The organism is Thalassovita mangrovi (assembly GCF_009857745.1).
Classification (GTDB): Bacteria; Pseudomonadota; Alphaproteobacteria; order Rhodobacterales; family Rhodobacteraceae; genus Thalassobius; species Thalassobius mangrovi.
In genome coordinates this window covers 490955-517356 of sequence record NZ_WWEN01000003.1, presented here as the reverse complement: position 1 = coordinate 517356, position 26402 = coordinate 490955, and the positions used below count along the sequence as shown (strand labels likewise).

Here is a 26402-nt window from a genome sequence, read left to right as displayed (position 1 = left end):
CGGCGCCCTTCCCCTTGACGCCCCCCGCTTTCCGACAGACAAACCAATAAAAGGCTTGAGCCGATTGGGGATTTCGCTAGGTTGCAAACCCCCGGACCATGAGCCGGAACAGGGATAGGAGCGAGGGAATGAAATTCAGCATCGAACGCGGGACGCTTCTGAAAGCCGTGTCGCAGGCGCAATCGGTCGTCGAACGTCGCAACACGATCCCGATCCTCGCTAACGTCCTGATCGAAGCCGAGGGCGACAGCGTGTCGTTCCGCGCCACCGACCTCGACATAGAAGTGGTCGACAAGGTTCCCGCCCAGGTCGAAAAGGCCGGCGCCACCACCGTGTCCGCCGTCACCCTGCACGAAATCGTCCGCAAACTGCCCGATGGCGCGCTGGTCACCCTGACCGACGACGGCGTCGCGGGCCGCCTGACGGTCGAAGCGGGCCGCTCGAACTTCAACCTGGCCACCCTGCCGAAAGAAGACTTCCCGGTCATGGCGACCTCGGAATACCAGTCGAATTTCAGCGCCCCGGCGCCGGTGCTGCGGCGCCTGTTCGACAAGTCGAAATTCGCCATCTCGACCGAAGAAACCCGGTACTACCTGAACGGCGTCTACCTACATGTGGCCGATGCCGATGGCGGCAAGGTGCTGCGCGCGGTGGCGACCGACGGTCACCGCCTGGCCCGGATCGATGCCGACCTGCCGATGGGCGCCGAAGAACTGCCCGGCGTGATCGTGCCACGCAAGACCGTGGGCGAACTGCGCAAGCTGCTGGACGACGACGACATGATGATCGCCGTCTCGGTTTCCGAAACCAAGATCCGCTTCGCCACGCCCAATATCACCCTGACCTCCAAGGTGATCGACGGCACCTTCCCCGATTACAGCCGGGTCATCCCGGTCGGCAACACCCGCAAGATGGAAGTCGACGCCAGCGAATTCGCCGCCGCGGTCGACCGGGTGGCGACCGTGTCGTCGGAACGGTCCCGCGCGGTGAAGATGTCGCTGGACGAGGACAAGCTGGTGCTGTCCGTGAACGCCCCCGACAGCGGCGCGGCCGAGGAAGAACTGGCCGTGGCCTATAACGACGAACGGCTGGAAATCGGTTTCAACGCCAAGTACCTGCTGGAAATCGCCAGCCAGGTCGATCGCGAAAACGCCGTCTTCCTGTTCAATTCGTCGGGCGACCCGACCCTGATGCGCGAAGGCAACGACACCTCGGCGGTCTATGTGGTCATGCCCATGCGCGTCTGAGGCGCGGCGGAATTTGATCCAAATTCCGCGGCGTTTTCTGCGCCGGAAAACGCAGGCACCTGATGGCTGATCTTGCGCTCAAAGAGCTGACCCTGTCGCATTTCCGGTCCCATAAAACGGGCCGGATCAGCTGCGACGGGCGGCCCGTCGCCATCTATGGGCGGAACGGGTCGGGCAAGACCAATATCCTGGAAGCGGTATCGCTGTTTTCCCCCGGCCGCGGGCTGCGCCGCGCCTCGGCCGAGGAGATGATGCGCCGGCCCGAAACGCTGGGCTGGAAGATCACCGGGCTGCTGCAAAACGGCCCCCGCCTGCACGAGATCGAAATCTGGTCCGACAAGGGCGCCGCGCGGCAGCTGAAGATCGACGGCAAATCCGCCGCCCAGCTGGACCTGGCGCGGCTGTCGCGGGTGTTGTGGCTGATCCCGTCGATGGACCGGCTGTGGATCGAAGGCGCCGAGGGACGGCGGCGGTTCCTGGACCGGATGGCGCTGTCCTTCTTTCCCGCCCATGCCGACGCGACGCTGGCCTATGAAAAGGCGATGCGCGAACGCAACCGCCTGCTGAAGGATCAGGTCCGCGATGCGCATTGGTATGCGGCGCTGGAAATCCAGATGGCGCAAAGCGGCGCTTTGATCCACGCCCATCGCTGCGACACGCTGGAATTCCTGGCGCAGGCGCAGGCGCAGGCCGAAACCGCCTTCCCCACCGCGACGCTGGAACTGGTGCAGAGCGAAGGCGAGATGCCGCAAAGCGAAGAGGACCTGCGCAGCGCGCTGGCCGAAAGCCGGTTCCGCGATCTGGCCGCCGGGCGCAGCCTGGTCGGTCCGCACCGAACCGACCTTTACGGCGTGTTCGAGGCCAAGGGGGTTCCCGCCAAGGATTGTTCCACCGGCGAACAAAAGGCGCTTTTGGTGTCGCTGATCCTTGCCAATGCCCGCGCCCTGTCGGAGCGGATCGGCATGGCGCCGATCCTGCTGCTGGACGAGGTCGCGGCGCATCTCGACGCCGGGCGGCTGGCGGCGCTTTACGACGAAATCGTCGGCTTCGGCGCGCAGGCCTGGATGACCGGCACCGGGCCGGAGCTGTTCGACGCCCTTGGCAATCGTGCCCAATATATCGAGGTGAGCGAGAACAACGGCATCTCGGAGCTGCGGCAGATCGCCGATTAACCCGCAAAGCGGAACTTGATTTCGCATATCGGACAACCGATACTGCGCGCGACCAACGCGAAGGAGGACGCGCATGGGCCTTGTCACACCTGCCAAGCCAGCAGAAGCACCACAGAAAACCGTCATCGACGCCATCCGCGCGCGGGCCAAGGAGGCCCCGGACAAAGAGGCGATCGTCTGCGGTGATACCCGGCTGAGCTGGGCCGAATTCGACACCCGCAGCAGCCGCGTCGCCAATGCGCTGATCGCGCTCGGCGTCGGCAAGGGCGACCGCATTGCGGTGCTGTCGCCCAATTCCACCGCCTATGCCGAGATATTCATCGGCACGCTCAAGGCCGGGGCCTGCGTCGTGCCACTGTCGACCATGGCGTCGTCCGAAGCGCTGGAAAAGATGGTGAAGGACAGCGGGTCCAAGGTGCTTTTCCTCGCCGATCACTACCGCGACCTGGCCGCGCCTTTCCTGGACGGGATCGGCGCGCATTGCGTGGCGCTGGATTTCGATGCTCCGGGATTCGACAGTTACGAAACCCTGCTGGCCGATCAGACCGACAGTGACCCGATGGTCCCGGTCGATTGGAACGATCCGCTCAACATCATCTATTCGTCGGGCACCACCGGCACGCCCAAGGGCATCCTGCACGATCACTGGATGCGCGCCATTCAGATGGAACGGGCCGAACCCAGCGGTTATTGCGACGACGCCCGCACGCTGCTGTCGACGCCGCTTTATTCCAACACCACCATCGTGTCCTTCCTGCCCACGCTGTTCGGCGGGTCGACCGTTTTCCTGATGGCGAAATTCGACGCGCGCAAGTACCTCGAAATCGTCGAAAAGGAACGGATCACCCACACGATGCTGGTGCCGGTGCAATACAAGCGCATCATGGACGTGCCGGATTTCGACACATTCGATCTGTCCTCGATGCGGGTGAAATTTTCCACCTCGGCACCGCTGCGCGCGGATGTGAAGGCGGATGTGCTGGCGCGTTTCCCCGGCAAGCTGATCGAATATTACGGCCTGACCGAAGGCGGCGGGACGACCATCCTGGTTGCCGACGAAATGACAGACAAGCTGCATTCGGTGGGGCAACCGGGGCCAGGCACCGTTATCAAGCTGATCGGGCCGGACGGGCATGAGGTGCCGCAGGGCGAAATCGGCGAAATCTGCGGCCGCAGCCCGACCATGATGGCGGGGTATTTCGGCCGCGACGACCTGACCGCCGAATACATCTGGCGCGACGAAAACGGCGATATGTATTTCCGCTCGGGCGATATGGGCCATTTCGACGAAGACGGGTTCCTGATCCTGTCGGATCGCAAGAAGGACATGATCATTTCCGGCGGGCTGAACATCTATGCCAACGACCTGGAACTGATCCTGCTGCGCGATCCCGATGTCACCGACGCCGCGGTGATCGGTATCCCGTCGGACCAGTGGGGGGAAACGCCGCTGGGCCTGGTGGTGCGCAAGCCGGGGTCGGAAAAAACGGCGGAAGAGATTCTGGCCGACGCCAATGCGCAGCTGGGCAAAAGCCACCGTCTGGCGCAGGTGGAAATCCGCGATACGCTGCCGCGATCCTCGATCGGGAAGATCCTGAAACGCGAATTGCGCGCGCCCTTTTGGGCGGATTGATCGGGCTGTTCAGCGCGCCGCACCGGTGATACCAAGGCGGGAAGAAAAACACGGCAAGGGTATCACCGCCGGTGACGGGGCAAGACGTGAAGACAATTCTGGTTCTGGGGGCGTCCGGCAAGGTCGGGCGCCTTTTGCGCGCTGTCTGGTCGGCAGAAACACCGCAAGGGCTGCGGGTGATCTATCAGTTCCGCGATGCCGCACCCGATGCCGCCGATTGCATCCGTTTCGCGCCGGGCGACCCGGCCGAAGACCTGGGTACCATCGACGCGGTGCTGTCGCTTTGGGGCGTGACATCGGGCGACGCCCGGGCGCTTGCCGCCAATACCGATCTCGGCCTGGAGGCGATGCGCATCGCCCGCGCCACCGGGGCCGACCGGGTGCTGCACGCGTCCTCCATCGCCGTCTATGCGCCGTCGGACGCCCCGCTGGGCGAGGACGATCCCGTCGGCGCGCCGAACGCATACGGCGCGGCCAAGGCCGATATGGAAATCGCCGTGCGGTCGGAAACCGGCCCGCGAAGCTGCTGTTTGCGGATCGGATCGGTGGCCGGGGCGGAAAGCCTGGCCGCCTCGGTCGATGCCTATCAGGCAGCCGAAGTCAAAACCCCGCTGACCCTGCACCGTTTCGCATCAGGCCACGGCCCCGCGCGCAGCTATATCGCGCCGTCGGACCTGGCCCGCGCGATCGAGGCGCTGGCGCTTCGCCCACTGACCGATCTGCCCGAAGCCGTGAATATCGGCGCCTCCCGCCCGGTGACGATGGATGCGCTGCTGCACGCGGCGGGCATTCCCTTCGACTGGCAACCGGCGCCGGACGCGGCGCGCGAAATCGCCGTTCTGAACACCGAGTGCCTGCACCGGCTTGCCCCCCTGCCCCGCGATGACGGCGACCCGGATCATATCGTGCGGGACTGGCTGCACTGGAGGGCACGCGCATGACCTGGTCAAAACGCCTGTTCGACCTGGCCGCGGCGCTGTTCCTGGCCGTGCTGCTGTCGCCGCTGATCGTCATTCTGACCCTGGTGATCCTGATCCGCGACGGCCGTCCGGTTCTGTATATCTCGGAACGGATGAAAACCGCCGACGAACCCTTCATGCTGTGGAAATACCGCACCATGACGGTGGTCGAAAAGGACAGCGGTGTTTCGGGCGGCGACAAGTCGGCGCGGATCACACGGACTGGGGCCTTCCTGCGGCGCTACCGGCTGGATGAAATCCCGCAGCTGTGGAACATCCTGCGCGGCGACATTTCCTTCGTCGGTCCGCGTCCGCCGCTGCACCGCTATGTGGAAATGTTCCCCGAACTCTATGGCCAGGTGCTGCAATCGCGCCCCGGCATTACCGGGCTGGCCACGGTTCTGTTTCACAAACACGAAGAAAACATCCTGTCGGAATGCCGGACTCCGGCGGAAACCGAACGGGCCTATATCCGCCGCTGTATTCCGCGCAAAGCCGCTTTGGATATAATTTACCAACACCGGCGTAGCCTTTGCCTAGATTTTTTGCTGATGTTGAAAACGGTGTTCCGAAAACTCCCGCTCAAGTAGGGATTGAAGGCAACAACTCGCCCAAAAACATACAGATAGGGTACTCCGGCCTTGCGCTATTGGAATGCGAAAAATACAGTCATCAGGGAATTGCCCGAAAAACTTTAACTACTCGGCAACCTTTAACCCGTGTCTCGAATGCTTTCAGTAAGTTGCGTCAAATTGAATACCCCGGCCACACTGGAGGCTGATAATGTCCCTGTTTAGCTTTGCCAGCGGTCTTAAGGACTGGCACAAAGCTCTTATCTTCCTGTTCATCGACATGGTTCTGGTGCCCGTATCCCTGGGCATTACCCTGCTGCTGAGCCACGCCGAAATCTTTCAGGGTCACATCCCCGCCGGGTTCTTCACCCTGGCCGCAATCCTGACCCTGCTGGCCCCGGGGATCGCGCAGACCCTCGGGCTGCCGCGCATCCGGCTGAATGCCTTCGAAACGGGCGGGATTCACCGCACCGCCGGGCTGGCCTCCATCCTGGGGCTGGCTGGCATCGCGCTGAATATCGTGTTCGGCGGACCGCTGCCCGGCGCGTCTTTGGCGATTTTCGGGATGGTCTATCTGATCGCGGTGGTGACGTCGCGCATGGTGCTGCGGGAAATCGTCCGGACGATCTATCGCCGCGGCCGCAAACAGACCCGCGTCATCATCTACGGCGCCGGCCAGACCGGTCAGCAACTGGCCGCTGCGCTGCGCACCGACGATCAGGTCGATCTGGTCGCCTTCGTCGACGACAACCCGCGCCTGCAAAGCCTGACCTTGGTCGGCACCCCGGTTTACGCAAGCAGCCGCCTGAAGGACCTGATCGCGCGCAAGGCGGTCGACCGCGTGGTGCTGGCGATGCCGACCGCCGCCCCTTCGATCCAGGCCCGCATCGCGCTGCGCCTGCGCGCCATGGGCTGCGAAGTCCATTCGCTGCCGTCCTTCGCCGAACTGATCACCGACCGCGACATTTCCAAGCGCAGCACGCCGGTATCCATCGGCGATCTTCTCGGCCGCAACGGTCTGGAAAGCGAACTGCCCACCGTGGCGCATACCTATAAATCGCAAAGCATCCTGGTCACCGGCGCCGGCGGATCGATCGGGTCCGAACTGTGCCGTCAGCTGGTGGCCTGCGAACCGGACAACCTGATCCTTCTCGATCACAGCGAATTGGCGCTCTATTCGATCGAAAAGGAATTGCAGGAACTGGCTCCGAACGTCCGGGTGACCTCGGTGCTGGGATCGGTCTGCGATCCGATCCTGCTGAAGCAGACCTTCGAGGACAATTCGGTCAATATCGTGTTGCACGCCGCGGCCTACAAGCATGTGCCGATGGTGGAAAAGAACGAAATCGCCGGGCTGCGCAACAACGTGATAGGCACCCGCACCGTCGCCGAGGCGGCGCGCGTCGCCGGGGTCGAACGGTTCATCCTGGTGTCGTCGGACAAGGCGGTGCGCCCGACCAACGTCATGGGCGCGTCGAAGCGTCTGGCCGAACTGGTGGTGCAGGACCTGGCGACCCGGTCGCAGACGACGCTCTATTCGATGGTCCGGTTCGGCAATGTGCTGGGATCGTCGGGATCGGTCATCCCGCTGTTCGAGGAACAGATCGCCCGCGGCGGTCCGGTGACGCTGACCCATAACGATGTCGCGCGCTATTTCATGACCATTTCCGAAGCGGCGCGGCTGGTGCTGCTGGCCGGGTCCTTCGCCCGGGGCGGCGACCTGTTCGTGCTCGACATGGGCGACCTGGTGCCGATCCGCAAACTGGCACGCCAGATGATCGAAGGCGCGGGCTTCACCGTGAAGGACGATGAACACCCGCATGGCGATATCGAGATCCTGGTCACCGGCCTGCGCCCGGGCGAGAAGCTGATCGAGGAACTGCTGATCAGCCCCGACATGCTGACCACGCCGCATCCCAAGATCCTGCGCGCGCAGGAAGGCTTCCTTTCGGAAATCGAAATGGCCACCGCGCTGAAGGATCTGCGCAACGCGATCGAGGCCGCCGATACCGAAGCGGCCCGCGCCGTGGTGTGCCGCTGGGTCGAACAAAATCCGGCGGTGACGACGGAATCGGCCAGCGTGACCGAAGCCTGAAACGGCCCAAACATCCCCGCCTGCCGGGGACCCGCGAAATCTGGTGTGGGACGTGACATTCCCCGCAAGGTTTCGTATATATTCCTGACAATAACAAAGGATGGGCTGAATGTCCGAAACCGAGCAAAACTCGCAGGAATACGGCGCGGATTCTATCAAGGTTCTCAAGGGCTTGGAAGCTGTCCGCAAGCGTCCGGGCATGTATATCGGCGATACCGATGACGGATCGGGCCTGCACCACATGGTGTACGAGGTCGTCGATAACGGCATCGACGAGGCGCTGGCGGGTCACGCGGATTTCGTTCGGGTGAAGATTCACGCCGACAGCAGCGTGTCGGTGCGCGACAACGGGCGCGGGATTCCGGTCGACATCCACGAGGAAGAAGGCGTTTCCGCGGCCGAGGTCATCATGACCCAGCTGCACGCCGGCGGTAAGTTCGACAGCAATTCCTACAAGGTGTCCGGCGGTCTGCACGGCGTCGGCGTGTCGGTGGTGAACGCGCTGTCGGTGTGGCTGGAGCTGCGCATCTGGCGCAACGGCAAGGAACATTACGCCAAGTTCGAACATGGCGACTGCACCGAACACCTGCGCGTCGTCGGCGACGCGGAAGGCGAAAAGGGCACCGAGGTGCGTTTCCTCGCCTCGACCGACACGTTTTCGAACCTCGAATATTCCTTCGAGACGCTGGAAAAGCGCCTGCGCGAACTGGCCTTCCTGAATTCCGGCGTGCGCATCATCCTCGAAGACGAACGCCCCGCCGAACCGCTGAGGAAGGAACTTTTCTATGATGGCGGCGTGAAGGAATTCGTCAAATACCTCGACCGCTCCAAGCATCCGCTGATGGCCGAACCGATCTACGTGGTCGGCGAAAAGGACGATATCGGCGTCGAACTGGCGATGTGGTGGAACGACAGCTACCACGAAACCGTGCTGCCCTTCACCAACAACATCCCGCAGCGCGACGGCGGCACCCACCTGGCCGGTTTCCGCGGCGCGCTGACCCGGACGCTGACGAAATACGCCCAGGACAGCGGCATCGCCAAGAAGGAAAAGATCAACTTCACCGGCGACGACGCCCGCGAAGGCCTGACCTGCGTGTTGTCTGTCAAGGTGCCCGATCCGAAGTTCAGCTCCCAGACCAAGGACAAGCTGGTCAGCTCCGAAGTGCGCCCGGCGGTGGAAAGCCTGGCCGGTGAAAAGCTGTCCGAATGGTTCGAGGAAAACCCCAACGAGGCCAAGATGATCGTCGGCAAGATCATCGAGGCGGCGCTGGCCCGTGAAGCGGCCCGCAAGGCGCGCGAACTGACCCGGCGCAAGACGGCGATGGACGTGAACTTCCTTGCCGGCAAGCTGAAGGACTGTTCCGAAAAGGACCCGTCGAAGACCGAAGTCTTCCTGGTCGAGGGCGACTCCGCCGGCGGGTCGGCCCAGACCGGCCGCGACCGCCGCACCCAGGCGATCCTGCCGCTGCGCGGCAAGATCCTGAACGTGGAACGCGCGCGCTTCGACAAGATGCTCAGCAGCCAGGAAATCGGCAACCTGGTGATGGCGCTTGGCACCGGCATCGGGCGCGACGAATTCAACATCGAAAAGCTGCGCTACCACAAGATCGTCATCATGACCGATGCGGACGTCGACGGCGCCCACATCCGGACCCTGCTGCTGACCTTCTTCTACCGGCAGATGCCGGAACTGATCGAAGGCGGTTACCTCTATATCGCGCAGCCGCCGCTCTATAAGGTCAGCCGCGGCAAATCCGAGGTCTATCTGAAGGACCAGGCGGCGCTGGATGATTACCTGGTCGAACAGGGCACCCAGGACACGGTGCTGAAACTGGGCAGCGGCATGGAAATCGCCGGGGCCGACCTGAAACGCGTGGTCGAAGAGGCCCGCCAGCTCAAGCGCGTGCTGGACGCCTTCCCGACCCATTACCCGCGCCACATCCTGGAACAGGCGGCGATCGCCGGGGCCTTCGTGCCCGGCGCGGTGGATGCCGACCTGCAGGGCGTTGCCGACAAGGTGGCGAAACGGCTCGACGACATCGCGCTGGAATACGAACGCGGCTGGCAGGGCCGGATCACCCAGGATCACGGCATCCGCCTGGCCCGCATCCTGCGCGGGGTCGAGGAAGTCCGCACCCTAGACGGCCCGATGATGCGTTCGGGCGAGGCGCGCAAGACCGGCAGCTTCACCAAGTCGCTGCAAGAGGTGTACGAGCTGCCCGCCACGCTGATCCGCAAGGACCGCAGCGTGCTGATCCACGGGCCGCTGGACCTGCTCGACGCGATCCTGAGGGAAGGCGAAAAGGGCCTGACGCTGCAGCGCTACAAGGGTCTGGGCGAAATGAACCCCGATCAGCTGTGGGAAACCACGCTGGACCCCGAAGCGCGCACCCTGCTGCAGGTCCGGATCGAGGACATGACCGAGGCCGACGACCTGTTCACCAAGCTGATGGGTGACGTGGTGGAACCGCGCCGCGAATTCATCCAGCAGAACGCGCTGAGCGTGGAAAACCTCGATTTCTGATCGCTTGCCGGGACACCGCTAAAATCTCACGGCGCGCATGGATTTGCGCGCCGTAAACAATTGGGGCGCGTGCTCTCCCCCTTTATGCGCGACGGCGTCACATGCCCGTATTGCGCAGCCGGTACAGCCCCCAGGCGCATCCAACGGCCGTCAGGGCCAGCAGCACACTCAGCCCCGTCGCCGCTTGCGGACCAAAGCCGTCGATCAGGGCGGCGAAGACGACGGGCGCCGCCGCCGCGCCATAGAAGGACGGGCCGATCAGCCGCCCCGCAATCATCGCGTAATCGTCCACCGGGAACAACACCAGCGGCAGGCTGCCCCGCGTGATGGTCAGCAAACCGTTGCCCGCGCCATAGGCCAGGACGAAGACCAGCGCCGCCAGGCCCGCCCCGGCGATGCCGAACCCCGCCAGCATCCCCAGCGTCAGAATCCCGGAGGCAAGTAGCGCCAGCCGCCTCGGGTCCAACCAGCGACCGAAGACGATCTCGGCCAGCCGCGCCGTGGATTGCGCGATGCCGGGCAGGGCCGCGAGCGAAACCGCGAGTTCCGGCGACAGGCCCCGCCCCGAAAGGATTCCAATCAGATGCGCGGACAGGCCGGAGCTGAGAAAGGCCGTGGCGGCGACGAGAGCGGCGAAAAGCAGCGCCGCAACACGTTGCCCGGGAACGATCCGGGTCCCGGTGCTATGCTTTTCCATCCCCTCCGCCGACCGCCCCGGCGCGGCAAGCAGCCGGTAAAGCGGGATCATCGTCAGCGCGATGCCCGCATAGACCATCATCCCGTTCCGCCAGCCGATCGTTTCCTGCAGCAGATGCCCCAGCGGCCAGAACACGGTCGAGGCCAGGCCGCCCAGCAAGGTGATCTGCGACAGCGCCGGGCGCGCGGCGGCGCCGCCCACCTGGACCAGCGCCGCGAAGGCGGCCTCATAAAGGCACATCCGCATGCCCACGCCCAGCACCAGCCAGCCGGTGAGGTAAAGCGGCACGCCCCGCGCCTGGCTTAGGGCGAAACACCCAAGCGCCAGCAGCAACGACCCCGCCGACATCACCGCCCGGCCGCCATGACGGTCCAGCTGACGGCCAAGCCAGCCCGAACTCAGTCCCATCACCACGAGAGCGAGCGAGAAGCCACCATAGGTCAGTTCGGGCGATAACCCCAGATCGGCACCGATGGCGGGTCCGAAAACGCCGAGCGCATAGTAGGAAAGCCCCCAGTTCACCATCTGGGTCAGACCGATCGCGGCGACCGCGGGGCGCGAAAGCATTGCCTACCCCTCGAAAGCCGTGCTGTCCCCCGGCCCGAGCGCGCGCTGCATCAGCACGGTATCGAGCCAGCGCCCGTGTTTCCAGCCGACCGAGCGGAGCGTGCCGACAAGATCGAAGCCGAGGCTGCGATGCAGGCCGATGGACCCGGCATTGGCGGAATCGCCGACCACTGCGATCATCTGGCGAAACCCGCTTTCGGTGCAGCGCAGGATCAGCTCCTCCAGCAGCGCGCGGCCGACGCCCCCGCGTTGGCAATCCTTGCGCACATAGACCGAATTTTCGACATTGCCGCGATAGGCGGGCCTGGCCCGGTAGGCGCCGCCATAGGCATAACCGGCCACTTCGCCGTCCAGCACTGCGACCAGATAGGGATAGCCGCCGCCGGTGATGTTTTCCCAGCGGGCGCGCATTTCATCGACGCTCGGGGGCACCAGTTCGAAACTCGCCGTGCCGGTCAGAACCGCATCGGCATAGATGCTTTGTATCGCGGGAATGTCGTCGGGGCCGCAGTCCCGCAGAATCAGTGAATCACCGGACGTCATGATGTGTTCCTCAATCGTTTCCGGGACAAATTCGCATTTCCCGAAAGAAAAGAAAATGATATGCAATTTATACAAGGTATAAGGTACGCTTTGAAAAATACCCTGACACTCCAGCATCTCGACATCCTGATCGATGTCGTTGAATTGGGCACCTTTTCCGCCGCGGCCGAAAAGGCGCGGCTGTCGCAGCCGGCCGTCAGCCAGCAAATTCAGCAGCTCGAACGCTATTTCGGCGCGCGTCTTGTGGAACGGTGCGGTCGCAAGGTGCAGCCGACCGATGTCGGGCGGCTGGTGCTGCAAAGCGCACACCGGATTCACGACGAGCTGGAGACGGTTCAGGACGCAGTGCAGCCGTTTCGCGCCGGCAGCGCCGGGCGGGTCCGGATCGGAACCGGGGCGACCGCCTGCATCTACCTGCTGCCGCCGATCCTGGGGGACCTGTCGCGCCGGATACCCGGGCTGGAATGCGTCGTGCGCACCGGGAACAGCCCCGACATCCAGCGCCTGCTGGAAGAAAACGCTCTCGACCTGGCGCTGGTCACCCTGCCCGCGGCCGGCAGATCGCTGGAAACGACCCCGCTGTTCACCGAGGACCTGATGGCGATCTTTCCCGCCGGTGAAACGCCGGACGGGCCGGTCACGGCCAAAACTCTCGCCGCGCGGCCGCTGGTCCTTTACGAAGACGCCGGGCACACGCGCCTGCTGATCGACCGCTGGTTCCAGGATTCCGGCGTGACCGCCAAGCCGGTGATGGAGCTCGGCAGCGTCGAAGCGATCAAGGAAATGGTCGCGGCAGGGTTGGGCTGGTCGGTTCTGCCCGCCTCGTCGGTCGCCAAGGAACAAGGCGGGGGCCTTGGGGCGGTGCCCCTGGTGCCGCGCCTGACGCGCAGCCTTGGCCTTATGGTCCGGCGCGACAAGCGCCTTACGGCCGGGCTGCGGCAGGTGATCGGCGCCCTTGAAAAGGGGCTGCGCGGCTGAGCGCCCTCATACGTCGCCCTCGGTCCGGATATGCAGCACCGTGCCGCAATGCTTGCAATGCACCGCGTCGGCATCGTGCAGCACCAGCCCGCAGACTTCACATTCATGGCGCACCTTGGAAGGGCGGAACAGCACCTGCAGCAGCCGCAAGAACAGGGTGACGCCGAAAATCATCACCCCCACCGACAACATCCGCCCCCACGGCCCGGTCAGGGTGATGTCGCCGAACCCCGTGGTGGTCAGCGTGGTGACGGTGAAATAAAGGGCGTCGGCGTAATTGCCGATCAGCGGATTGACCGCTTCCTGGGTGGCATAGATCAGCCCGGTCATCACGAACAGGAAAACGCCGAGGTTGATCGAGGCCAGCACCACGTCTTCGTTTTCGCGGAAGAATTTGAAATCCTGCCTGAGCCGCGACAGCAACTGATAGGTGTGCAGCAGCCGCAGCGTGCGCAGGATGCGCAGAAACCCGAACCCTTCGCCCGCGATCGGCGCGAGAAAGGACAGGACGGCGGCGATATCGGCCCAGGTGGCCAGCCGCAGCCACATCCGGCCCTTTTCGGTTTCCAGCCAGAAGCGGATGAAGAAATCCAGCAGGATCAGGAGGCCGAAAATCGCATCGGCGATTTCCACCGCCAGGGTCCTGGGAAAGAACGAAGTGGCGATGACGAAAAAGATGGTGACGAAATCGAAGGCCAGAACGGCATAGCGGAACCGATGCGCCTGGGGCGTTTCGCCTTCGTAAAGCGACCTGATCTTTTCCAGCACTGCCGATCCCCTGCGTCTTTCCAAGGCATTTTCGCATATGGTGGCCGCCCTGACCAGATCGGGCGGCGCGGCCTCAGCTGCCGTTCACGAAGGGCGCCAGCCTGGCCCGGTCCACCCGCATCAGCCGGATCGGCCCGCCGCCGGTATCGACCGGTTGCAGCCACGCCGGCACCTCGCCGCGGGCAAGCCGCGATCCGATACTGTCGGCTTTGCCATAGACCTCGCCGTCGCAGACCAGCACGTAATCGGCCCGGGTCGTGCGCAGCCGCCGCGCCATGTCCATATCCGACCCGCTGAAGGCCAGGGTGCCGTTCCAATAGGCTTCGGGCGCGCGGTGATAGGGCGCGGCGAAGATCGAATGCGGCGTATAAAGCAGGATCTTGGTGCCCAGGTTCAGCGGCGCCAGCACCGCCATCGGTTCGATATCCTGCAACCCGTCGAACTTGTCGCGGCGGCTGCAGTTTTGATCGGCGCTCGCCAGCTTGCCATTCACCGGCTGGTTTTCCCCAATCAGGGCCGCCGCGAAAAGCGGGCTTTGGGTGAAAACATGCGGATAGATCACCAGAATGCCGACGACGGGCAACAGCGCCGCCTTCGCCCAACGCCACCCGCCCCAGTCGCGCCCCACCGCCCAGGCCATCGCGGCGCCGAAGCCCAGCGGCAGGACCGCCAGCCCCCAGATCATCACCCGAATCTGGTAAAACAGACCGGCCAGCCCCAGCAGGGTGAAGACCAGCAGGACCGAAACGGCCGACCGCGCGCCCCTGGCACTGCCGATCAGCTGCCAGATCAGCAGCGCAGAAACCAGCGCCAGCGGCAGGACCAGCTGGGTGGCGAAACCGGGATTTCTTTCGAACATCCGCACCACCGACAGGGATTCAGTGATGCGGCTCAGGATCAGGTGGCGCACCTCGGGCGGCAGCATCGAAAACGGCCCTTCCCGGCACGGGCTGAGCATCGGCCACAGCCCGGCCAGGATCGCCACGATCATGACCGCCGCCATCGCCCCGCGCGCCCGTTTCGACCTCACCGTTTCCCGGCTGAGATAGGTGATCAGCGCAAAGGCCATCGCCGCCGAGGTGATCCCCAGTACCGGCGGCGACAGCTGATCGCAGCGCGGCACCGCCCAAAGCGCCGGATCGGTCTGGATCATGAACAGCAAGGGCGCAGCCCCGCCCAATGCGATCCCGTATCCCACCAGACGATCGGTGGCGCCCGGATGATCCAGCACATGCTGCACGGTCAGCACCACCCCGGCCAGCGCCAGCACCACGATGGTTTCCAGCCCGACCGCCAGCGACACCGCCGCGACCAGCCCGCCCATCACCCCGCGCAGCACCGGCCGCCCGGGCAGGATCAGCGCCGATATGACCAGCGCCATGCAGATCACCTGCACGCTGTGATGATCGACCCGGCCGGGCGGGAAGATGCTGAAGGACAAGCCGGGCGTCGCCGCTGCCGCGACCACCGCGAAACTGGCGGCAATCGTGCCAAAAACCCGCGACGCCACCCGCCCGACGATCGCCAGGTAAGCAACGAAAAGCAGCGCCGGCCAAAGCGCCGCCGTCAGCGCCAGCGCCCTGTCCGGCGCGGTGAACTGCTGGAAAAACAGGGTCAGCCCGGCCAGCGGCAGATCGACCAGCCGCGACCAGTGCAGCGACAACCCGTCGGGCGGCATCGCCCGGTGCTGCACCATGTCGAACCAGCCCTGCCCGGCCAGCAAATCCTGCACCTGTACCAGGCGCATCGCATCATCGTTGTCCGGCAGCGTCAGATAGGTGAACAGATCCCCCAGACCCTGCCAGTGCAGCATCGTGTAGATCAGCAGCGCCACCAGGAACGCCAGCCGGTAGGTGAACCTGCTGCCGGTCAGATCGCCATTGGGATCGGGCTTCAACGTCATTCGATGTCTTCCGCGGCCTTACTTGCTCTCGTGATATTCCTCTTCGGTGTTGATGTCCCACAATTCCTCGCGGACATCGCGACCGTCGACGATACCATCGACTGCGATCATTGCCGTCAGCATCGAATGGTCCTGGTTGTTGTAGCGGTGCATCCCGTTGCGGCCAACACAGAACAGGTTGTCGAACTGCCTGGTATAGGTTTCGACCTCCTTGAAGCGGTCATAAGTGCCGAAATAGGCCGGGTATGCCTTTTTCGTGCGCACAACCACGGCGTCCAGAACATCGGCCGGATCGGCCACGCCCAGCTTTTCCAGCTCCGCCGCGCCGAATTGTTTCAGCGCCTCTTCCTCCATGGTCCAGAATTCATCGCCCTCGTTGACGAAATATTCCAGCCCCACCCAGATCGTATCGGGATCGGCGACCAGGTAGGGGCTCCAGTTGTTGAAAATCTGCAGCCGCCCGACCTTCACGTCGTTGTCCTGGATGTAAATCCAGTTGTCCGGCACCTTGTCCGCCAGGCCGCGCGCATCGGTACCGCCGCCCAGTTTCAGCCGCTTCAGCAAAATCCCCACGGTCATGAAGTCGCGGTAGCTCAGACCCTCGGCCACCTCGCGCACCTCGGCCGGGGCGGGCGGGGCCCAGCCGCCGATCAACTCGGTGATCGGCATCGAGGAAAACAGGTAATCGGCCTTCACCTCGCGGGTCTCGCCATCCGGTCCCGTCACGGTGGCGCCGCTGATATGGGCGCCGTCATGGGAAATGCCACTGACGAAGTTGCGGTAATGAATCTCGCCGCCGCGCGCCTCGATTTCGCGCGCCACCACTTCCCACAGCTGCCCCGGCCCATGCTTGGGATAGAGAAAGCGTTCGATCAGGCTGGTTTCGGTATCCTTCTGCGACAGCGATCCGGTGGCGGGCTTCAGCTTGCGCAGCATGTTCTTGATCAGCCCGGTGATCGACACCCCCTTGATCCGCTGCGCGCCCCAGTCGGCGGGGATGTCTTCGCAGGGTACGCCCCAAACCTTTTCGGTATAGTCGCGGAAGAAGGTGGCATAGAGCTCCTGCCCGAACCGGTTGACGATGAAATCGCGCAGGGTGCGCTCGGGCTTGATCGGGTTCAGCCGCGCCTTGGCATAGCTCGCCACGATCTTGGCCGTGCGCAGCGCCCCCAGGTTGGCGAAGGTCTGCAGGCTGAATTTCAGCGGGTAATCGTACATCTTGCGATCATAAAGGATGCGCGACACCCGGTTGCGCACCAGCATCACCTCGTCCACCTGATCGGGATCCGCCGCCGGCCCGTGGGTATCCACCTCGCGCTGGCGGTGGTGATAGGTGATGGTCAGCCCTTCCTCGCCGTCCTTCAACACCTGCAGCGGCAGGATATGGGTCCACCATTCCATCACCCGGTCGGATTTGGAAAAGAACCGGTGGCCGCCGATATCGATCCGGTTGCCCTTGTAATTCACGGTCTTGGAAATGCCGCCGACCTGGGTGTCGGCCTCGAATATGACCGGCTTGATATCGGTGCGGGTGACGAGTTCGTAAGCGGCGGTCAGACCGGCCGGGCCGGCCCCGACGATGACGGCGATCTTCTGGGTCATGATCGATCCCTAGGTGACAAGAGAACTGGATACAGCACGGGCTCGGCGGAAGCTCACATGCATATGCGCGAAGAAGGAATAGAAGGCGGTGAAACCGACCGCCATGACATGCGCGACCGCTTCCGCCGCGACCGGCAGGGGCCATTGCCCGGCCGCCAGCCATCTCAGCCCGGTCAGGAACAGATGCGCCGTCAGAGTGGTCAGAACCAGGCCGACAATCGAAACAATGAAGAAATCCCGCAGCTCCTGTTTCGGGGGACGGCCGGACGGGTCGTAGGTATAGGCGCGGTTCAGAACGAAGCTCACCCCCATCCCAAGGACAAACCCCAAGGCGACCGAGACCGGGTATTCCACCGGGCTGTCGAAGCCCAACACGCCGTAAAACAGGTGCCCCGACATCAGATTCAGCGCCGCGGCCAGTCCCGAACAAAGAAGGAATTTGAAAAACATAACGGCCTTTCCGGCGTCTGAACCGATATACGACCCGCGGTTGGGCCGGTTTTCCTTTCCGCCGCGTGGGTTTTCCCAATCGACCGGCGGAAACGGCGCTATTTTCGGAAACTTTGCGAATCGATACCCCTCAGGATAACGGTTAAACCCCGGCATTTATTTAACCGGGGCCGAAAGGTGAGGGCTTCGCTTTTTGCATCAGCCGCCTCATTTTCCGGCGCAGCTGCCAGACCCAAAGCAAGGACCATGCGATGACCGACCCGCTCCGCTTCCCCCCGATCACCGATGCCGACTGGCCCGAAGCGGTCGCCGATCTGCGCGACGGGTTTGCCGGAAAGCTGAACGTCTACCGCACCATGGCGCATGACCCCGAGCTGCTGAAGGCCTGGGCGCCGCTGCGCCAGCACGTGGTGATCGACAACGCGCTCGGGGCGCAACTGAGCGAGGTGACGATCCTGCGCACCGGCCACAATCTCGGCTCGTCCTACGAATGGAACCAGCACGTGCACCGCGCCCGCATCTGCGGCATGTCGGATGCCCGGATCGGATCGATCCGCGGGCCTGTCTCGGACATGGACAAGGACGACGCCACCATCGCCGGCGCGGTGGACGAATTGTTCACCGCCAAGCGCCTGTCGCCGGATACGCAAAAGGCCCTGATCGCGCTTGTCGGCGAAAAGGGCCTTTTCGACGTGATCGCCACGGTGGGGTTCTATTCCACGCTGGGCTATATCCTGAACAGCTGCGACACGCCGCTGGACGACGATATCGCGGCGGACCTGGCGGACCAGCCCTTCACGGGCTGATCAAACCCCGCTCAATTCCTTCTTATGCATCCAGTCCGCGTGCCGAGGGGCTTTCTTGGTGCGCGACCATTCCTCCAGCATCTCCCATTTCACCGCGTTCAGCTTTTCCAGCATCGCGTCTTCTTCCGGGTCCGGGCAGGCCAGCTCGATCCGGTGGCCGTTCGGGTCGAAGAAATAGATCGAATGGAAAATCGAATGGTCGGTGACGCCCAGAACCTCGACGCCCTTCTCCTCCAGGTGCTCCTTGAATTCGACCAAGGCGTCGCGATCCTTCACCTTGAAGGCGATATGCTGCACCCAGATCGGCGTGTTGGGATCGCGCCCCATCTCCGGCTTGGTCGGCAATTCGAAAAACGCCAACACGTTGCCGTCGCCCGCATCCAGGAACACGTGCATGTAGGGGTCGGGTTCATGGGTTGACGGAACATGGTCCTCGGCGATCGCCAGGATGAAATCCATGTTCAGCATGTCGCGGTACCATTCCACCGTCTCCTTGGCATCCTTGCAGCGATAGGCGACGTGGTGAATCTTCTCGATTTTCATGGCTTGAGTCCTCCTTTTCAGAAGGGCGTAGTGGTTACATTTGCAACCAACAAGCCTTTTCAGAAAAATCCCGGCGGCTTCTTCTTGGCCGAAATACTCCGGGGGAGTCGCGCAAGGCGCGACGGGGGCAGCGCCCCCGCACCGCTTCGCCTTCAGGCGAAGCAAATCATGCGCGCCCTGAAAGGGCGCACATCTTGATAACAGCCCCGCCGCTCAGAGCGTGGCGAGGAAGGCGTCGAGCCCGGCCTGGGCCACTTCGGTATCCTGCGCCGGGGTGCCGGAGCTGACGCCGATGCCGCCGACGCAGTCGCCGTTCACGAAGACCGGCAGGCCGCCGCCCACCACCATCAAGCGGCCACCGATAGCCGACCCGATGCCATAGGCCGGCGCGCCCGGCTGGGCTGCCGCGCCGTATTCATGGGTCGCCTTCTTCGCGCCCGAGGCGGTGAAACTCTTGTCGATCGCGATGGTGGTCGAGGTCACCTTGCCGCCATCCATCCGCTCGAACGCGATCAGGTTGCCGGCGTCGTCGGTGATCGCGATGCACATCGGCACCCCGATCTCATCGGCCTTGGCGCGGGCGCCTTCGATCATCACGCGCGCGTCGGCGCAATCCAGTCTGGTTACGGTAATCATCATTACGCTCCTTGTTGCGCCTTGGCTTCGCGGCGGCGGGCATGCAGAACCGGCTCGGTATAGCCCGAAGGCTGTTCCGCACCCTTGAAGATCAGGTCGCAGGCGGCGGCAAAGGCCACGCCGTCATACCCCGGGGCCATCGGCGTATAGGCCGCATCGCCCGCGTTCTGGCGGTCCACTTCCAGCGCCATGCGCTTGAGGCTTTCCATCACCTGATCCTCGGTCACCAGGCCGTGCATCAGCCAGTTCGCCAGGTATTGCGACGAAATCCGCAGCGTCGCGCGGTCTTCCATCAGGCCCACATCGTTGATGTCGGGCACCTTGGAACAGCCCACGCCCTGGTCGATCCAGCGCACAACATAGCCCAGGATGCCCTGGCAGTTGTTGTCCACGTCGCGGCGCACCTCGTCTTCGGTCAGGTTGCGGCCCGCCAGCAGCGGCGGGGTCAGCAGCGCGTCGCGGCTGGCCGCTGCGCGATCCTTGATTTCGTCCTGACGGGCGAAAACGTCGACCTGGTGATAATGGGTGGCGTGCAGCGTCGCGGCGGTGGGCGACGGCACCCATGCGGTGTTGGCGCCGGCCATCGGGTGGCCGATCTTGGCCTCCAGCATTTCGGCCATCGCATCGGGTTTCGCCCACATGCCCTTACCGATCTGGCCCTTGCCCTGCATGCCGGTCGCAAGACCGGTATCGACGTTGCCGTCCTCATAGGCGGACAGCCAACCGGCATCCTTCATCTCGCCCTTGGGAATGAACGGCCCGGCCTTCATGCTGGTATGGATCTCGTCGCCGGTCCGGTCCAGGAAGCCGGTGTTGATGAAGACCAGACGGTCCTTCACCGCGCGGATACATTCCTTGAGGTTGGCCGAGGTACGGCGTTCCTCGTCCATCACGCCCAGCTTGACGGTGTTGGCGGGCAGGCCAAGGATGTCTTCGACCCGGCCATACATGGTATTGGCGAAGGCCACTTCCTCGGGGCCGTGCATCTTCGGCTTCACCACGTAGACCGATCCGGCGCGCGAATTGCGCGGTCCTTCGGTCTTCTTCAGGTCATGCATGGCGCAGGCCACGGTGATCAGCGCGTCCAGCATCCCTTCGGGGGTTTCCTGGCCATCCATCAGCACCGCGTCGGTGGTCATCAGGTGACCCACGTTGCGCACCAGCAGCAGCGCGCGGCCCTGCAGGGTCAGCGTGGAACCGTCCGGCGCGGTCAGCACCTTGTCCTCGGCCAGGCGGCGGGTCATCTGCTTGCCGCCCTTCTCGAAGGTCTCGGCCAGATCGCCCTTCATCAGGCCAAGCCACTTGGCGTAGACATCCGTTTTGTCCTCGGCATCCACCGCCGCGACGCTGTCTTCGCAATCCTGGATCGCGGTCAGCGCACTTTCCAGCACCACGTCGCGCAGGCCGGCCGGATGGGTGGACCCCACCGGGTGCGACGGGTCGATCAGCAGCTCGATATGCATGCCGTTATGGCGCAGCATGTAAGACGCCTTGTCGCCGTCTTCGGTATAGCCCACGAAAGCGGCCGGATCGGCGAAGGGCACGTCACGCCCGTCGATCATCGCCGACAGTTCAGCGCCATTGCGCTGATAGGCGGTCACGTCCTTATGCGACGCGCCGACCAGCGGCACCGCCTTGTCGAGGAAATCCGCGGCCCAGGCCACCGCCTGTGCACCGCGCTTGGGATCGTAACCGGTCCCTTCCGGCGCGCCCGGCAGGGCGTCGGTGCCGTACAGAGCGTCATAGAGCGATCCCCAACGCGCATTCGCAGCGTTCAGCGCGAAACGCGCGTTCATCACCGGCACCACCAGCTGCGGGCCCGCGACACGGGCGATTTCGTCATCCACGTTTCCGGTGGTGATTTCGAAATCCTCGCCCTCGGGCACCAGGTATCCGATTTCGCGCAGGAACGCCTGGTAGGCGTCGTTATCCCAGTCCTGCCCCTTGCGGGCGGCCAGCCAGTCGTCGATCTGTTTCTGCAGGTCTTCGCGGACCTCCAGCAGGCGGCGGTTTTCCGGCGCCAGATCGGCCAGCATCTTTGCATAGCCTGCCCAGACCGTTTCGGCCTCCAGCCCCAGATCGGGCAGGATCTGCGTTTCTACCAGTTCAGCCAGTTCGCTGGCCACCTGAATCCCGGCGCGGGTCACGTAATCAGTCATCGCGACTCTCCTTTCATGATTGCGCGCAGAATAAGAATACCACGGGATGCCGTCTCGCCCCTTGTCAAAGTTTTCCATATCGTGGAAAAGTGTCTTCCGAAAATGGAAAGGCATGTCATGGCAGAGAAGCAAACAGGCGGCGTTCAATCGGTGCACCGGGCGCTGGAACTGCTGGAACGGATCGCGCAGGTCAGCGATGGCGCGCGGCTGTCTGACCTTGCGAAGGAGGCGGGTCTGGCCGTGTCCACCACACACCGTTTGCTGACCACGCTGGAACAGCGCGGTTTCGTGCAGTCGGATGCCGCCAGCGGCCGCTGGCATATCGGGCAACAGGCCTTTGCCGTCGGATCGGCCTATGCCAAGCAGCGCAGCTTCGTCGCCCCCGCCCTGCCCTTCCTGCGCCGGTTGCGCGATATCACCCGCGAAACCGCTAATCTGGGCGTGATCGAGGATGGTGAGGTCGTCACCATATCCCAGGTGGAAAGCCGCGAAATCATGCGCGCGATATCGCCCCCCGGCGGGCGGGTGCCGGTGATGTGTTCCGGCATGGGCAAGGCGATCCTGGCGACCTGGGAAGACGACGCCATCGACCGCATCATCGACCGCCACGGACTGCGCGCGATGACGGCGCACAGCCTGACCAGCCGCGACGCGGTACACAACGAAATCGCCCGGATTCGCGACCGCGGATTCGCGCTGGATGACGAAGAATTCGTACTGGGCCTGCGCTGCGTCGCCGCCGTGGTCTGGGGGCCGCAGGGCGAAGCAGCCTGCGCCATTTCCGTGTCCGGGCTCGCAGCGCGGATGACGCCGGAAAAGGTGGCGGAAACCGGCGCGGTGGTGATGCGGCTGGCCGATGAACTGACCGAGGTCCTGGGCGGCCGTCCCCCGGCGCGCTGAACGGTCTTGTGCGGCATCGCCCCCTCATGCGACCAATGCCCGGCAAAGAGGAGGATAAACCGATGACCCTGCCCATCCCGGCCGAACCCGGCGCCGACGACGGATTGTGCGTTCCCGTATCGCTGGGCGCGACGCGGCTGATCTGGCTGAACCAGCCGAAGCGGCGCAACGCGCTGTCACCGGATCTGCGCGGGGCGCTGAAGGATCTGCTGCAACAGGCGATGCGCGACGACACGGTGCGGGTGATCGTGATCTGCGGCGCGCAGGGCAATTTCAGCGCCGGCGGCGACCTGTCCACGATGAAGGGGATCACCTCGGTCGCCGGGCGCGAACGGATGAATGACGCCGCCGACCTAATGCGTGTGATTGTGCAGGGGCCCAAACCCGTCGTCGCGGCCGTCGAAGGCTGGTGCGTCGGCGCGGGCATGTCGTTGGCGGCGGCCTGCGATATCGTGGTGGCAGCGCCGGAGGCAAAGTTTTCACTGCCCTTCGGCAAGCTGGGGCTGATCCCCGACCTGGGATCGCTGCACACGCTGAGCGCCCGGATCGGCATGGGCCGGACCAAGTGGCTGGCCTTCACCCGCCGCACCATCGACGCGCGCACGGCGCAGGACTGGGGCGCGGTGGAAGACATCGCCGAAGACGGTGCGACGCTGGCCCACTCACTGGCGCTGGCCGAGGAAATCGCCCAAGGCGCGCCGCTGACCAACAGCTATACCAAGCAATTGCTGGCCCGGCTGCCGATGGGATTCGACGATTACCTAGCTGCCGAACGCGACACCCAGGCGATCCTCTATACCTCCGAGGATTTCGACGAGGGCATCGATTCCTTCTTCGAAAAACGCCCGGCAAAATTCCGGGGGAATTAGGCGATTCGTGCTTTAGGCGACAAGTGGAGAGGCGAAACACCCAAAAGTGGCTTCGCCTTTCGCACAGAAAACTAGCCTTAAGTCGTGTTTCGCCATCACTTAGTGCGCGGCACACGAACTTATAACCCTGATTTCATGCGATTTTCAAAGCCCGCCGCAGTTCCGTCAACTGCACAAAACGGGTAAGCTGATTCCGGTAAAAAGTTGTCTTGGTAATCAGGAAAGGCGGGAAATATTCGCTCATGCGCGTTCTCTTGGCCGACGATCATCTTCTCCTTCTCGAAATGCTGGTGACCTTCCTGTCGCATGACGGCAGCATGAAGGTGGACAAGGCCGGGACCCTGCCCGCCGCCATGCAGATCATCGAAAACGGCGCCCAGTACGATCTGGTGGTTCTCGACTACATGATGCCCGGCATGAACGGTCTGGCCGGCTTGCGCCAGGTTCTGGCGGCGCCGAATACCGATCATGTGGCGCTGATGTCGGGGCAGATCCCGCGTTCCGACGCGCTGGAGGCGATCCGCATGGGCGCCTCGGGGATCATTTCGAAATCCGCCACGCCCGATTATTTCGCCCACACGCTGAAATACCTCGCCATGGGCGGCAAGCACCTGCCGGACGAATTGTTCGAATCACCCGACGACCAGCCGGAAAATCCCTTCTTCGAAAACCTGTCGAAGCGCGAAACCGAAATCCTGCGGGAACTCGCCACCGGCAAGACGAACAAGCATATCGCCCGCGACCTGGGCATCCAGGAAACCACGGTGAAACAGTTCGTCACCCTGATCAACAAGAAGCTGAACGTGCAGAACCGCACCCAGGCGGCGCTGCTGGCGCGCGATTACGGCCTGGTCTGATCCCTTTTTCCCCGCCGACTGTAACGCCCGGTGCCCCGTGCACCGGGTCTTTTTTTGCCGATCAGGCCCTCAGCACCATCGCCAAAAGAAAGAACCCCGGCGATAAACGCCGGGGCCTTTGGACATCAGAGAGAAAAACAGAACTGATGAGAGAGAAAAAGGAGCGCGAGGATTTTTGGGGGACATCGAAAACAACGGTTGACTGCCTAGACGTGTTTTCTACTCGCGCTCCTACAACTCTTTACTACTCGTTACGCTTACTTAGAACAAAGGAACTCATCACCAGTACCTTGGTATCGTTTTTACCTTGAAGCACGGACCGCCGAATATCCGGTTAATGGTATGGGAATACATACTTTTGACAGATTCCGCCTGACTAAGGCGCGTTTTTAGAAGTTTTTTCTCATACAAAACAATGATTTGTAAAATATATTGATTTGCGAATTTTTCCGCTCACCCGCCGAAAACGGCGTCAATTTCCCGTCAGGACCTTGGTATTGGCCGTTCCATCGGCAGGGAATCGCGATTCGAATCCCCGCCCCTGCTTGGCAAAGCCCCGCGAAATGCCCTAGAACCCTTTCAAATCTGGCGGTTCCGGCCCTGAATTTCCCCCAAACCGCCCAAGTTTTCGAATCGTCACCCCCGCGCGGGGCGCAGAAGGAACCACCATGGCGAACCATCTTTACCTGAACGACCTGCCGGACGGGCTGGACCTTGGTCCTGTCGTGGCGATCGATTGCGAAACCATGGGGCTGAACCCGCATCGCGACCGGCTGTGCGTGGTGCAGATGTCCGGCGGCGACGGCAATGCCCATATCGTGCAGATCGAAAAGGGCCAGACGGCGGCGCCGAACCTGTGCCGGATGCTGGAAAACCCCGAGGTGCTGAAACTGTTCCATTTCGGGCGGTTCGACATCGCCGCGCTCTACAACGCCTTCGGGGCGCTGACCGCGCCGGTCTATTGCACCAAGATCGCGTCGAAACTGGTGCGCACCTATACCGACCGGCACGGGCTGAAGAACCTGCTGGGCGAATTGCTGTCCACCGACATTTCCAAGCAGCAGCAGATGTCGGACTGGGGCGCGCCCGATCTGACCTCGGCGCAGCTCGACTATGCCGCGTCGGACGTTTTGTACCTGCACCGGCTGAAAACCGAACTGGACCGTATGCTGGAACGCGAAGGCCGGGTCGAGCTGGCGCAATCGTGTTTCGATTTCCTGCCGACCCGTGCCAAGCTGGACCTGGCCGGCTGGCCCGAGATCGACATTTTCGCCCACTGACCTGGGCCCCGAGCGGCGGACAAAAATGGCATCGCGCGACGGTTTCCATTCAAGGCTGATCGCCTGGCTTAAGATCCTGCTGCCGCTGGCGGCGCTGGCGCTGTTGTCGACTCTGTTCCTGCTGTCGCGTGGGCGCGATCACAGCGGCGAATTGCCGTTTTCCCAGATCGAGCTGAAGGAACGCGTGAAGGAAGAAATCATTTCCGCCCCGCGCTTCGCCGGGGCCACCCCGCAGGGCGATCTGATTTCCTTCACCGCCGAAACCGCGCAGCCCGACGCCGAAATCGCCAATGTCGCCCATGCCAGCAATCTCAAGGCCGAGATTGATCTGACCACCGGAGCGCATATCTCTTTCCAGGCCAGCAGCGCGCTGCTGAACACGCAACAGGAAGAGGCAGAACTGATGGGCGGCGTGGTGATCACCAGCTCGACCGGCTACACCATCCGCAGCGAAAACCTGAAGACCAAGCTCAGCGCCATCGAGGCGGAAACCGATGGTCCGGTCTCGGGCGAAGGCCCGCCGGGAACCATCGAGGCGGGGAAAATGCAGCTCACCACCGATCCCGACAGCGACGAGATCCATTTGCTTTTCACAAACGGCGTAAAGCTGGTATATCAACCGCAAGAATAGGATGCTCC

At 63.3% G+C, this 26402-nt stretch carries 23 protein-coding genes; 14 read left to right on the top strand and 9 right to left on the bottom strand.

The annotated features are described in order from the left end of the window. The first annotated feature begins 128 nt into the window (after positions 1 to 128). The 7 genes from dnaN (at position 129) to gyrB (ending at position 10205) form a co-directional block, all read left to right on the top strand. Positions 129 to 1247 (top strand): DNA polymerase III subunit beta, encoded by a 1119-nt coding sequence (gene dnaN / locus GR167_RS09040; RefSeq protein WP_160973140.1) that lies wholly within the window; start codon positions 129 to 131, stop codon positions 1245 to 1247. A gap of 62 nt (positions 1248 to 1309) precedes the next feature. Then, positions 1310 to 2419, top strand: a complete 1110-nt coding sequence (gene recF, locus GR167_RS09035; RefSeq protein ID WP_160973139.1) for a DNA replication/repair protein RecF — start codon at positions 1310 to 1312, stop codon at positions 2417 to 2419. A gap of 73 nt (positions 2420 to 2492) precedes the next feature. After that, on the top strand, positions 2493 to 4052 hold the full coding sequence (locus GR167_RS09030) for a class I adenylate-forming enzyme family protein (RefSeq protein WP_160973138.1): 1560 nt from the start codon (positions 2493 to 2495) through the stop codon (positions 4050 to 4052). A gap of 86 nt (positions 4053 to 4138) precedes the next feature. Then, positions 4139 to 4993: an NAD-dependent epimerase/dehydratase family protein gene (locus GR167_RS09025; RefSeq protein ID WP_160973137.1), complete on the top strand. Its 855-nt coding sequence runs from the start codon at positions 4139 to 4141 to the stop codon at positions 4991 to 4993. Beyond that, entirely contained in the window at positions 4990 to 5601 is a 612-nt protein-coding gene (locus GR167_RS09020) for a sugar transferase (RefSeq protein ID WP_212769891.1), read from the top strand. The genes GR167_RS09025 and GR167_RS09020 overlap by 4 nt, the downstream gene beginning before the upstream one ends. 193 nt (positions 5602 to 5794) lie before the next feature. Then, a complete protein-coding gene (locus tag GR167_RS09015; RefSeq protein WP_160973136.1) occupies positions 5795 to 7678 on the top strand; it encodes a polysaccharide biosynthesis protein in 1884 nt (627 codons plus the stop codon). Positions 7679 to 7787: 109 nt separating this feature from the next. Further along, on the top strand, positions 7788 to 10205 hold the full coding sequence (gene gyrB / locus GR167_RS09010; protein ID WP_160973135.1) for a DNA topoisomerase (ATP-hydrolyzing) subunit B: 2418 nt from the start codon (positions 7788 to 7790) through the stop codon (positions 10203 to 10205). Between the two features lie 97 nt (positions 10206 to 10302). On the opposite strand, the gene GR167_RS09005 is transcribed toward gyrB, so the two are convergent. Continuing rightward, positions 10303 to 11469: an MFS transporter gene (locus tag GR167_RS09005; RefSeq protein WP_160973134.1), complete on the bottom strand. Its 1167-nt coding sequence runs from the start codon at positions 11467 to 11469 to the stop codon at positions 10303 to 10305. 3 nt (positions 11470 to 11472) lie between these two features. After that, a complete protein-coding gene (locus tag GR167_RS09000; RefSeq protein WP_160973133.1) occupies positions 11473 to 12012 on the bottom strand; it encodes a GNAT family N-acetyltransferase in 540 nt (179 codons plus the stop codon). A 90-nt stretch (positions 12013 to 12102) separates the two neighbouring features. Between GR167_RS09000 and GR167_RS08995 the strand changes: the two genes are divergently transcribed. After that, positions 12103 to 12990, top strand: coding sequence for a LysR family transcriptional regulator (locus tag GR167_RS08995; protein WP_212769890.1), 888 nt, complete (start codon positions 12103 to 12105; stop codon positions 12988 to 12990). Positions 12991 to 12996: 6 nt separating this feature from the next. Here the strand turns inward: GR167_RS08995 and GR167_RS08990 are convergent, their stop codons facing one another. The 4 genes from GR167_RS08990 to GR167_RS08975 form a co-directional block, all read right to left on the bottom strand. Further along, the gene (locus GR167_RS08990; protein ID WP_160973131.1) at positions 12997 to 13758 is read right to left on the bottom strand and encodes an ion channel; all 762 of its coding nucleotides are present in this window, start codon (positions 13756 to 13758) and stop codon (positions 12997 to 12999) included. 73 nt (positions 13759 to 13831) lie between these two features. Then, positions 13832 to 15661 carry a hypothetical protein gene (locus tag GR167_RS08985; RefSeq protein WP_160973130.1) on the bottom strand — a complete coding sequence of 610 codons (1830 nt, stop codon included), beginning with the start codon at positions 15659 to 15661 and terminating at the stop codon, positions 13832 to 13834. Positions 15662 to 15679: 18 nt separating this feature from the next. Next, positions 15680 to 17263, bottom strand: a complete 1584-nt coding sequence (locus GR167_RS08980; RefSeq protein WP_160973129.1) for an NAD(P)/FAD-dependent oxidoreductase — start codon at positions 17261 to 17263, stop codon at positions 15680 to 15682. A 9-nt stretch (positions 17264 to 17272) separates the two neighbouring features. Next, the gene (locus tag GR167_RS08975; RefSeq protein ID WP_160973128.1) at positions 17273 to 17713 is read right to left on the bottom strand and encodes a GtrA family protein; all 441 of its coding nucleotides are present in this window, start codon (positions 17711 to 17713) and stop codon (positions 17273 to 17275) included. Positions 17714 to 17964: 251 nt separating this feature from the next. Between GR167_RS08975 and GR167_RS08970 the strand changes: the two genes are divergently transcribed. After that, positions 17965 to 18519 carry a carboxymuconolactone decarboxylase family protein gene (locus GR167_RS08970; RefSeq protein ID WP_160973127.1) on the top strand — a complete coding sequence of 185 codons (555 nt, stop codon included), beginning with the start codon at positions 17965 to 17967 and terminating at the stop codon, positions 18517 to 18519. Here GR167_RS08970 and GR167_RS08965 read toward each other — a convergent pair whose 3' ends face one another. From GR167_RS08965 to GR167_RS08955, 3 genes are all read right to left on the bottom strand, one after another. Then, positions 18520 to 19062 carry a VOC family protein gene (locus GR167_RS08965; RefSeq protein ID WP_160973126.1) on the bottom strand — a complete coding sequence of 181 codons (543 nt, stop codon included), beginning with the start codon at positions 19060 to 19062 and terminating at the stop codon, positions 18520 to 18522. It abuts the gene before it with no gap. Between the two features lie 213 nt (positions 19063 to 19275). After that, positions 19276 to 19698 carry a GlcG/HbpS family heme-binding protein gene (locus GR167_RS08960; RefSeq protein WP_160973125.1) on the bottom strand — a complete coding sequence of 141 codons (423 nt, stop codon included), beginning with the start codon at positions 19696 to 19698 and terminating at the stop codon, positions 19276 to 19278. Between the two features lie 2 nt (positions 19699 to 19700). Continuing rightward, positions 19701 to 21857, bottom strand: coding sequence for a malate synthase G (locus tag GR167_RS08955; RefSeq protein WP_160973124.1), 2157 nt, complete (start codon positions 21855 to 21857; stop codon positions 19701 to 19703). Between the two features lie 117 nt (positions 21858 to 21974). Here GR167_RS08955 and GR167_RS08950 point away from each other — a divergent pair, with 117 nt between their 5' ends. The 5 genes from GR167_RS08950 to lptC all read left to right on the top strand — a co-directional run bounded on the left by GR167_RS08950 (position 21975) and on the right by lptC (position 26394). After that, entirely contained in the window at positions 21975 to 22757 is a 783-nt protein-coding gene (locus GR167_RS08950; protein WP_160973123.1) for an IclR family transcriptional regulator, read from the top strand. Positions 22758 to 22819: 62 nt separating this feature from the next. Next, a complete protein-coding gene (locus GR167_RS08945) occupies positions 22820 to 23626 on the top strand; it encodes an enoyl-CoA hydratase/isomerase family protein (RefSeq protein WP_160973122.1) in 807 nt (268 codons plus the stop codon). Positions 23627 to 23868: 242 nt separating this feature from the next. Beyond that, the gene (locus GR167_RS08940; protein ID WP_160973121.1) at positions 23869 to 24483 is read left to right on the top strand and encodes a response regulator transcription factor; all 615 of its coding nucleotides are present in this window, start codon (positions 23869 to 23871) and stop codon (positions 24481 to 24483) included. A gap of 668 nt (positions 24484 to 25151) precedes the next feature. Continuing rightward, positions 25152 to 25763 carry a ribonuclease D gene (locus GR167_RS08935; protein WP_160973120.1) on the top strand — a complete coding sequence of 204 codons (612 nt, stop codon included), beginning with the start codon at positions 25152 to 25154 and terminating at the stop codon, positions 25761 to 25763. A 25-nt stretch (positions 25764 to 25788) separates the two neighbouring features. After that, on the top strand, positions 25789 to 26394 hold the full coding sequence (gene lptC / locus GR167_RS08930) for an LPS export ABC transporter periplasmic protein LptC (protein ID WP_160973119.1): 606 nt from the start codon (positions 25789 to 25791) through the stop codon (positions 26392 to 26394). The last annotated feature ends 8 nt before the right edge of the window (positions 26395 to 26402 follow it).

Coding starts and splice junctions, on each gene's coding strand:
- dnaN (WP_160973140.1), top strand. CDS start 129: ATGAAATTCAGCATCGAACGCGGGACGCTTCTGAAAGCCGTGTCGCAG.
- recF (WP_160973139.1), top strand. CDS start 1,310: ATGGCTGATCTTGCGCTCAAAGAGCTGACCCTGTCGCATTTCCGGTCC.
- GR167_RS09030 (WP_160973138.1), top strand. CDS start 2,493: ATGGGCCTTGTCACACCTGCCAAGCCAGCAGAAGCACCACAGAAAACC.
- GR167_RS09020 (WP_212769891.1), top strand. CDS start 4,990: ATGACCTGGTCAAAACGCCTGTTCGACCTGGCCGCGGCGCTGTTCCTG.
- GR167_RS09015 (WP_160973136.1), top strand. CDS start 5,795: ATGTCCCTGTTTAGCTTTGCCAGCGGTCTTAAGGACTGGCACAAAGCT.
- gyrB (WP_160973135.1), top strand. CDS start 7,788: ATGTCCGAAACCGAGCAAAACTCGCAGGAATACGGCGCGGATTCTATC.
- GR167_RS09005 (WP_160973134.1), bottom strand. CDS start 11,469: ATGCTTTCGCGCCCCGCGGTCGCCGCGATCGGTCTGACCCAGATGGTG.
- GR167_RS09000 (WP_160973133.1), bottom strand. CDS start 12,012: ATGACGTCCGGTGATTCACTGATTCTGCGGGACTGCGGCCCCGACGAC.
- GR167_RS08985 (WP_160973130.1), bottom strand. CDS start 15,661: ATGACGTTGAAGCCCGATCCCAATGGCGATCTGACCGGCAGCAGGTTC.
- GR167_RS08980 (WP_160973129.1), bottom strand. CDS start 17,263: ATGACCCAGAAGATCGCCGTCATCGTCGGGGCCGGCCCGGCCGGTCTG.
- GR167_RS08975 (WP_160973128.1), bottom strand. CDS start 17,713: ATGTTTTTCAAATTCCTTCTTTGTTCGGGACTGGCCGCGGCGCTGAAT.
- GR167_RS08970 (WP_160973127.1), top strand. CDS start 17,965: ATGACCGACCCGCTCCGCTTCCCCCCGATCACCGATGCCGACTGGCCC.
- GR167_RS08965 (WP_160973126.1), bottom strand. CDS start 19,062: ATGAAAATCGAGAAGATTCACCACGTCGCCTATCGCTGCAAGGATGCC.
- GR167_RS08960 (WP_160973125.1), bottom strand. CDS start 19,698: ATGATTACCGTAACCAGACTGGATTGCGCCGACGCGCGCGTGATGATC.
- GR167_RS08955 (WP_160973124.1), bottom strand. CDS start 21,857: ATGACTGATTACGTGACCCGCGCCGGGATTCAGGTGGCCAGCGAACTG.
- GR167_RS08950 (WP_160973123.1), top strand. CDS start 21,975: ATGGCAGAGAAGCAAACAGGCGGCGTTCAATCGGTGCACCGGGCGCTG.
- GR167_RS08945 (WP_160973122.1), top strand. CDS start 22,820: ATGACCCTGCCCATCCCGGCCGAACCCGGCGCCGACGACGGATTGTGC.
- GR167_RS08940 (WP_160973121.1), top strand. CDS start 23,869: ATGCGCGTTCTCTTGGCCGACGATCATCTTCTCCTTCTCGAAATGCTG.
- GR167_RS08935 (WP_160973120.1), top strand. CDS start 25,152: ATGGCGAACCATCTTTACCTGAACGACCTGCCGGACGGGCTGGACCTT.
- lptC (WP_160973119.1), top strand. CDS start 25,789: ATGGCATCGCGCGACGGTTTCCATTCAAGGCTGATCGCCTGGCTTAAG.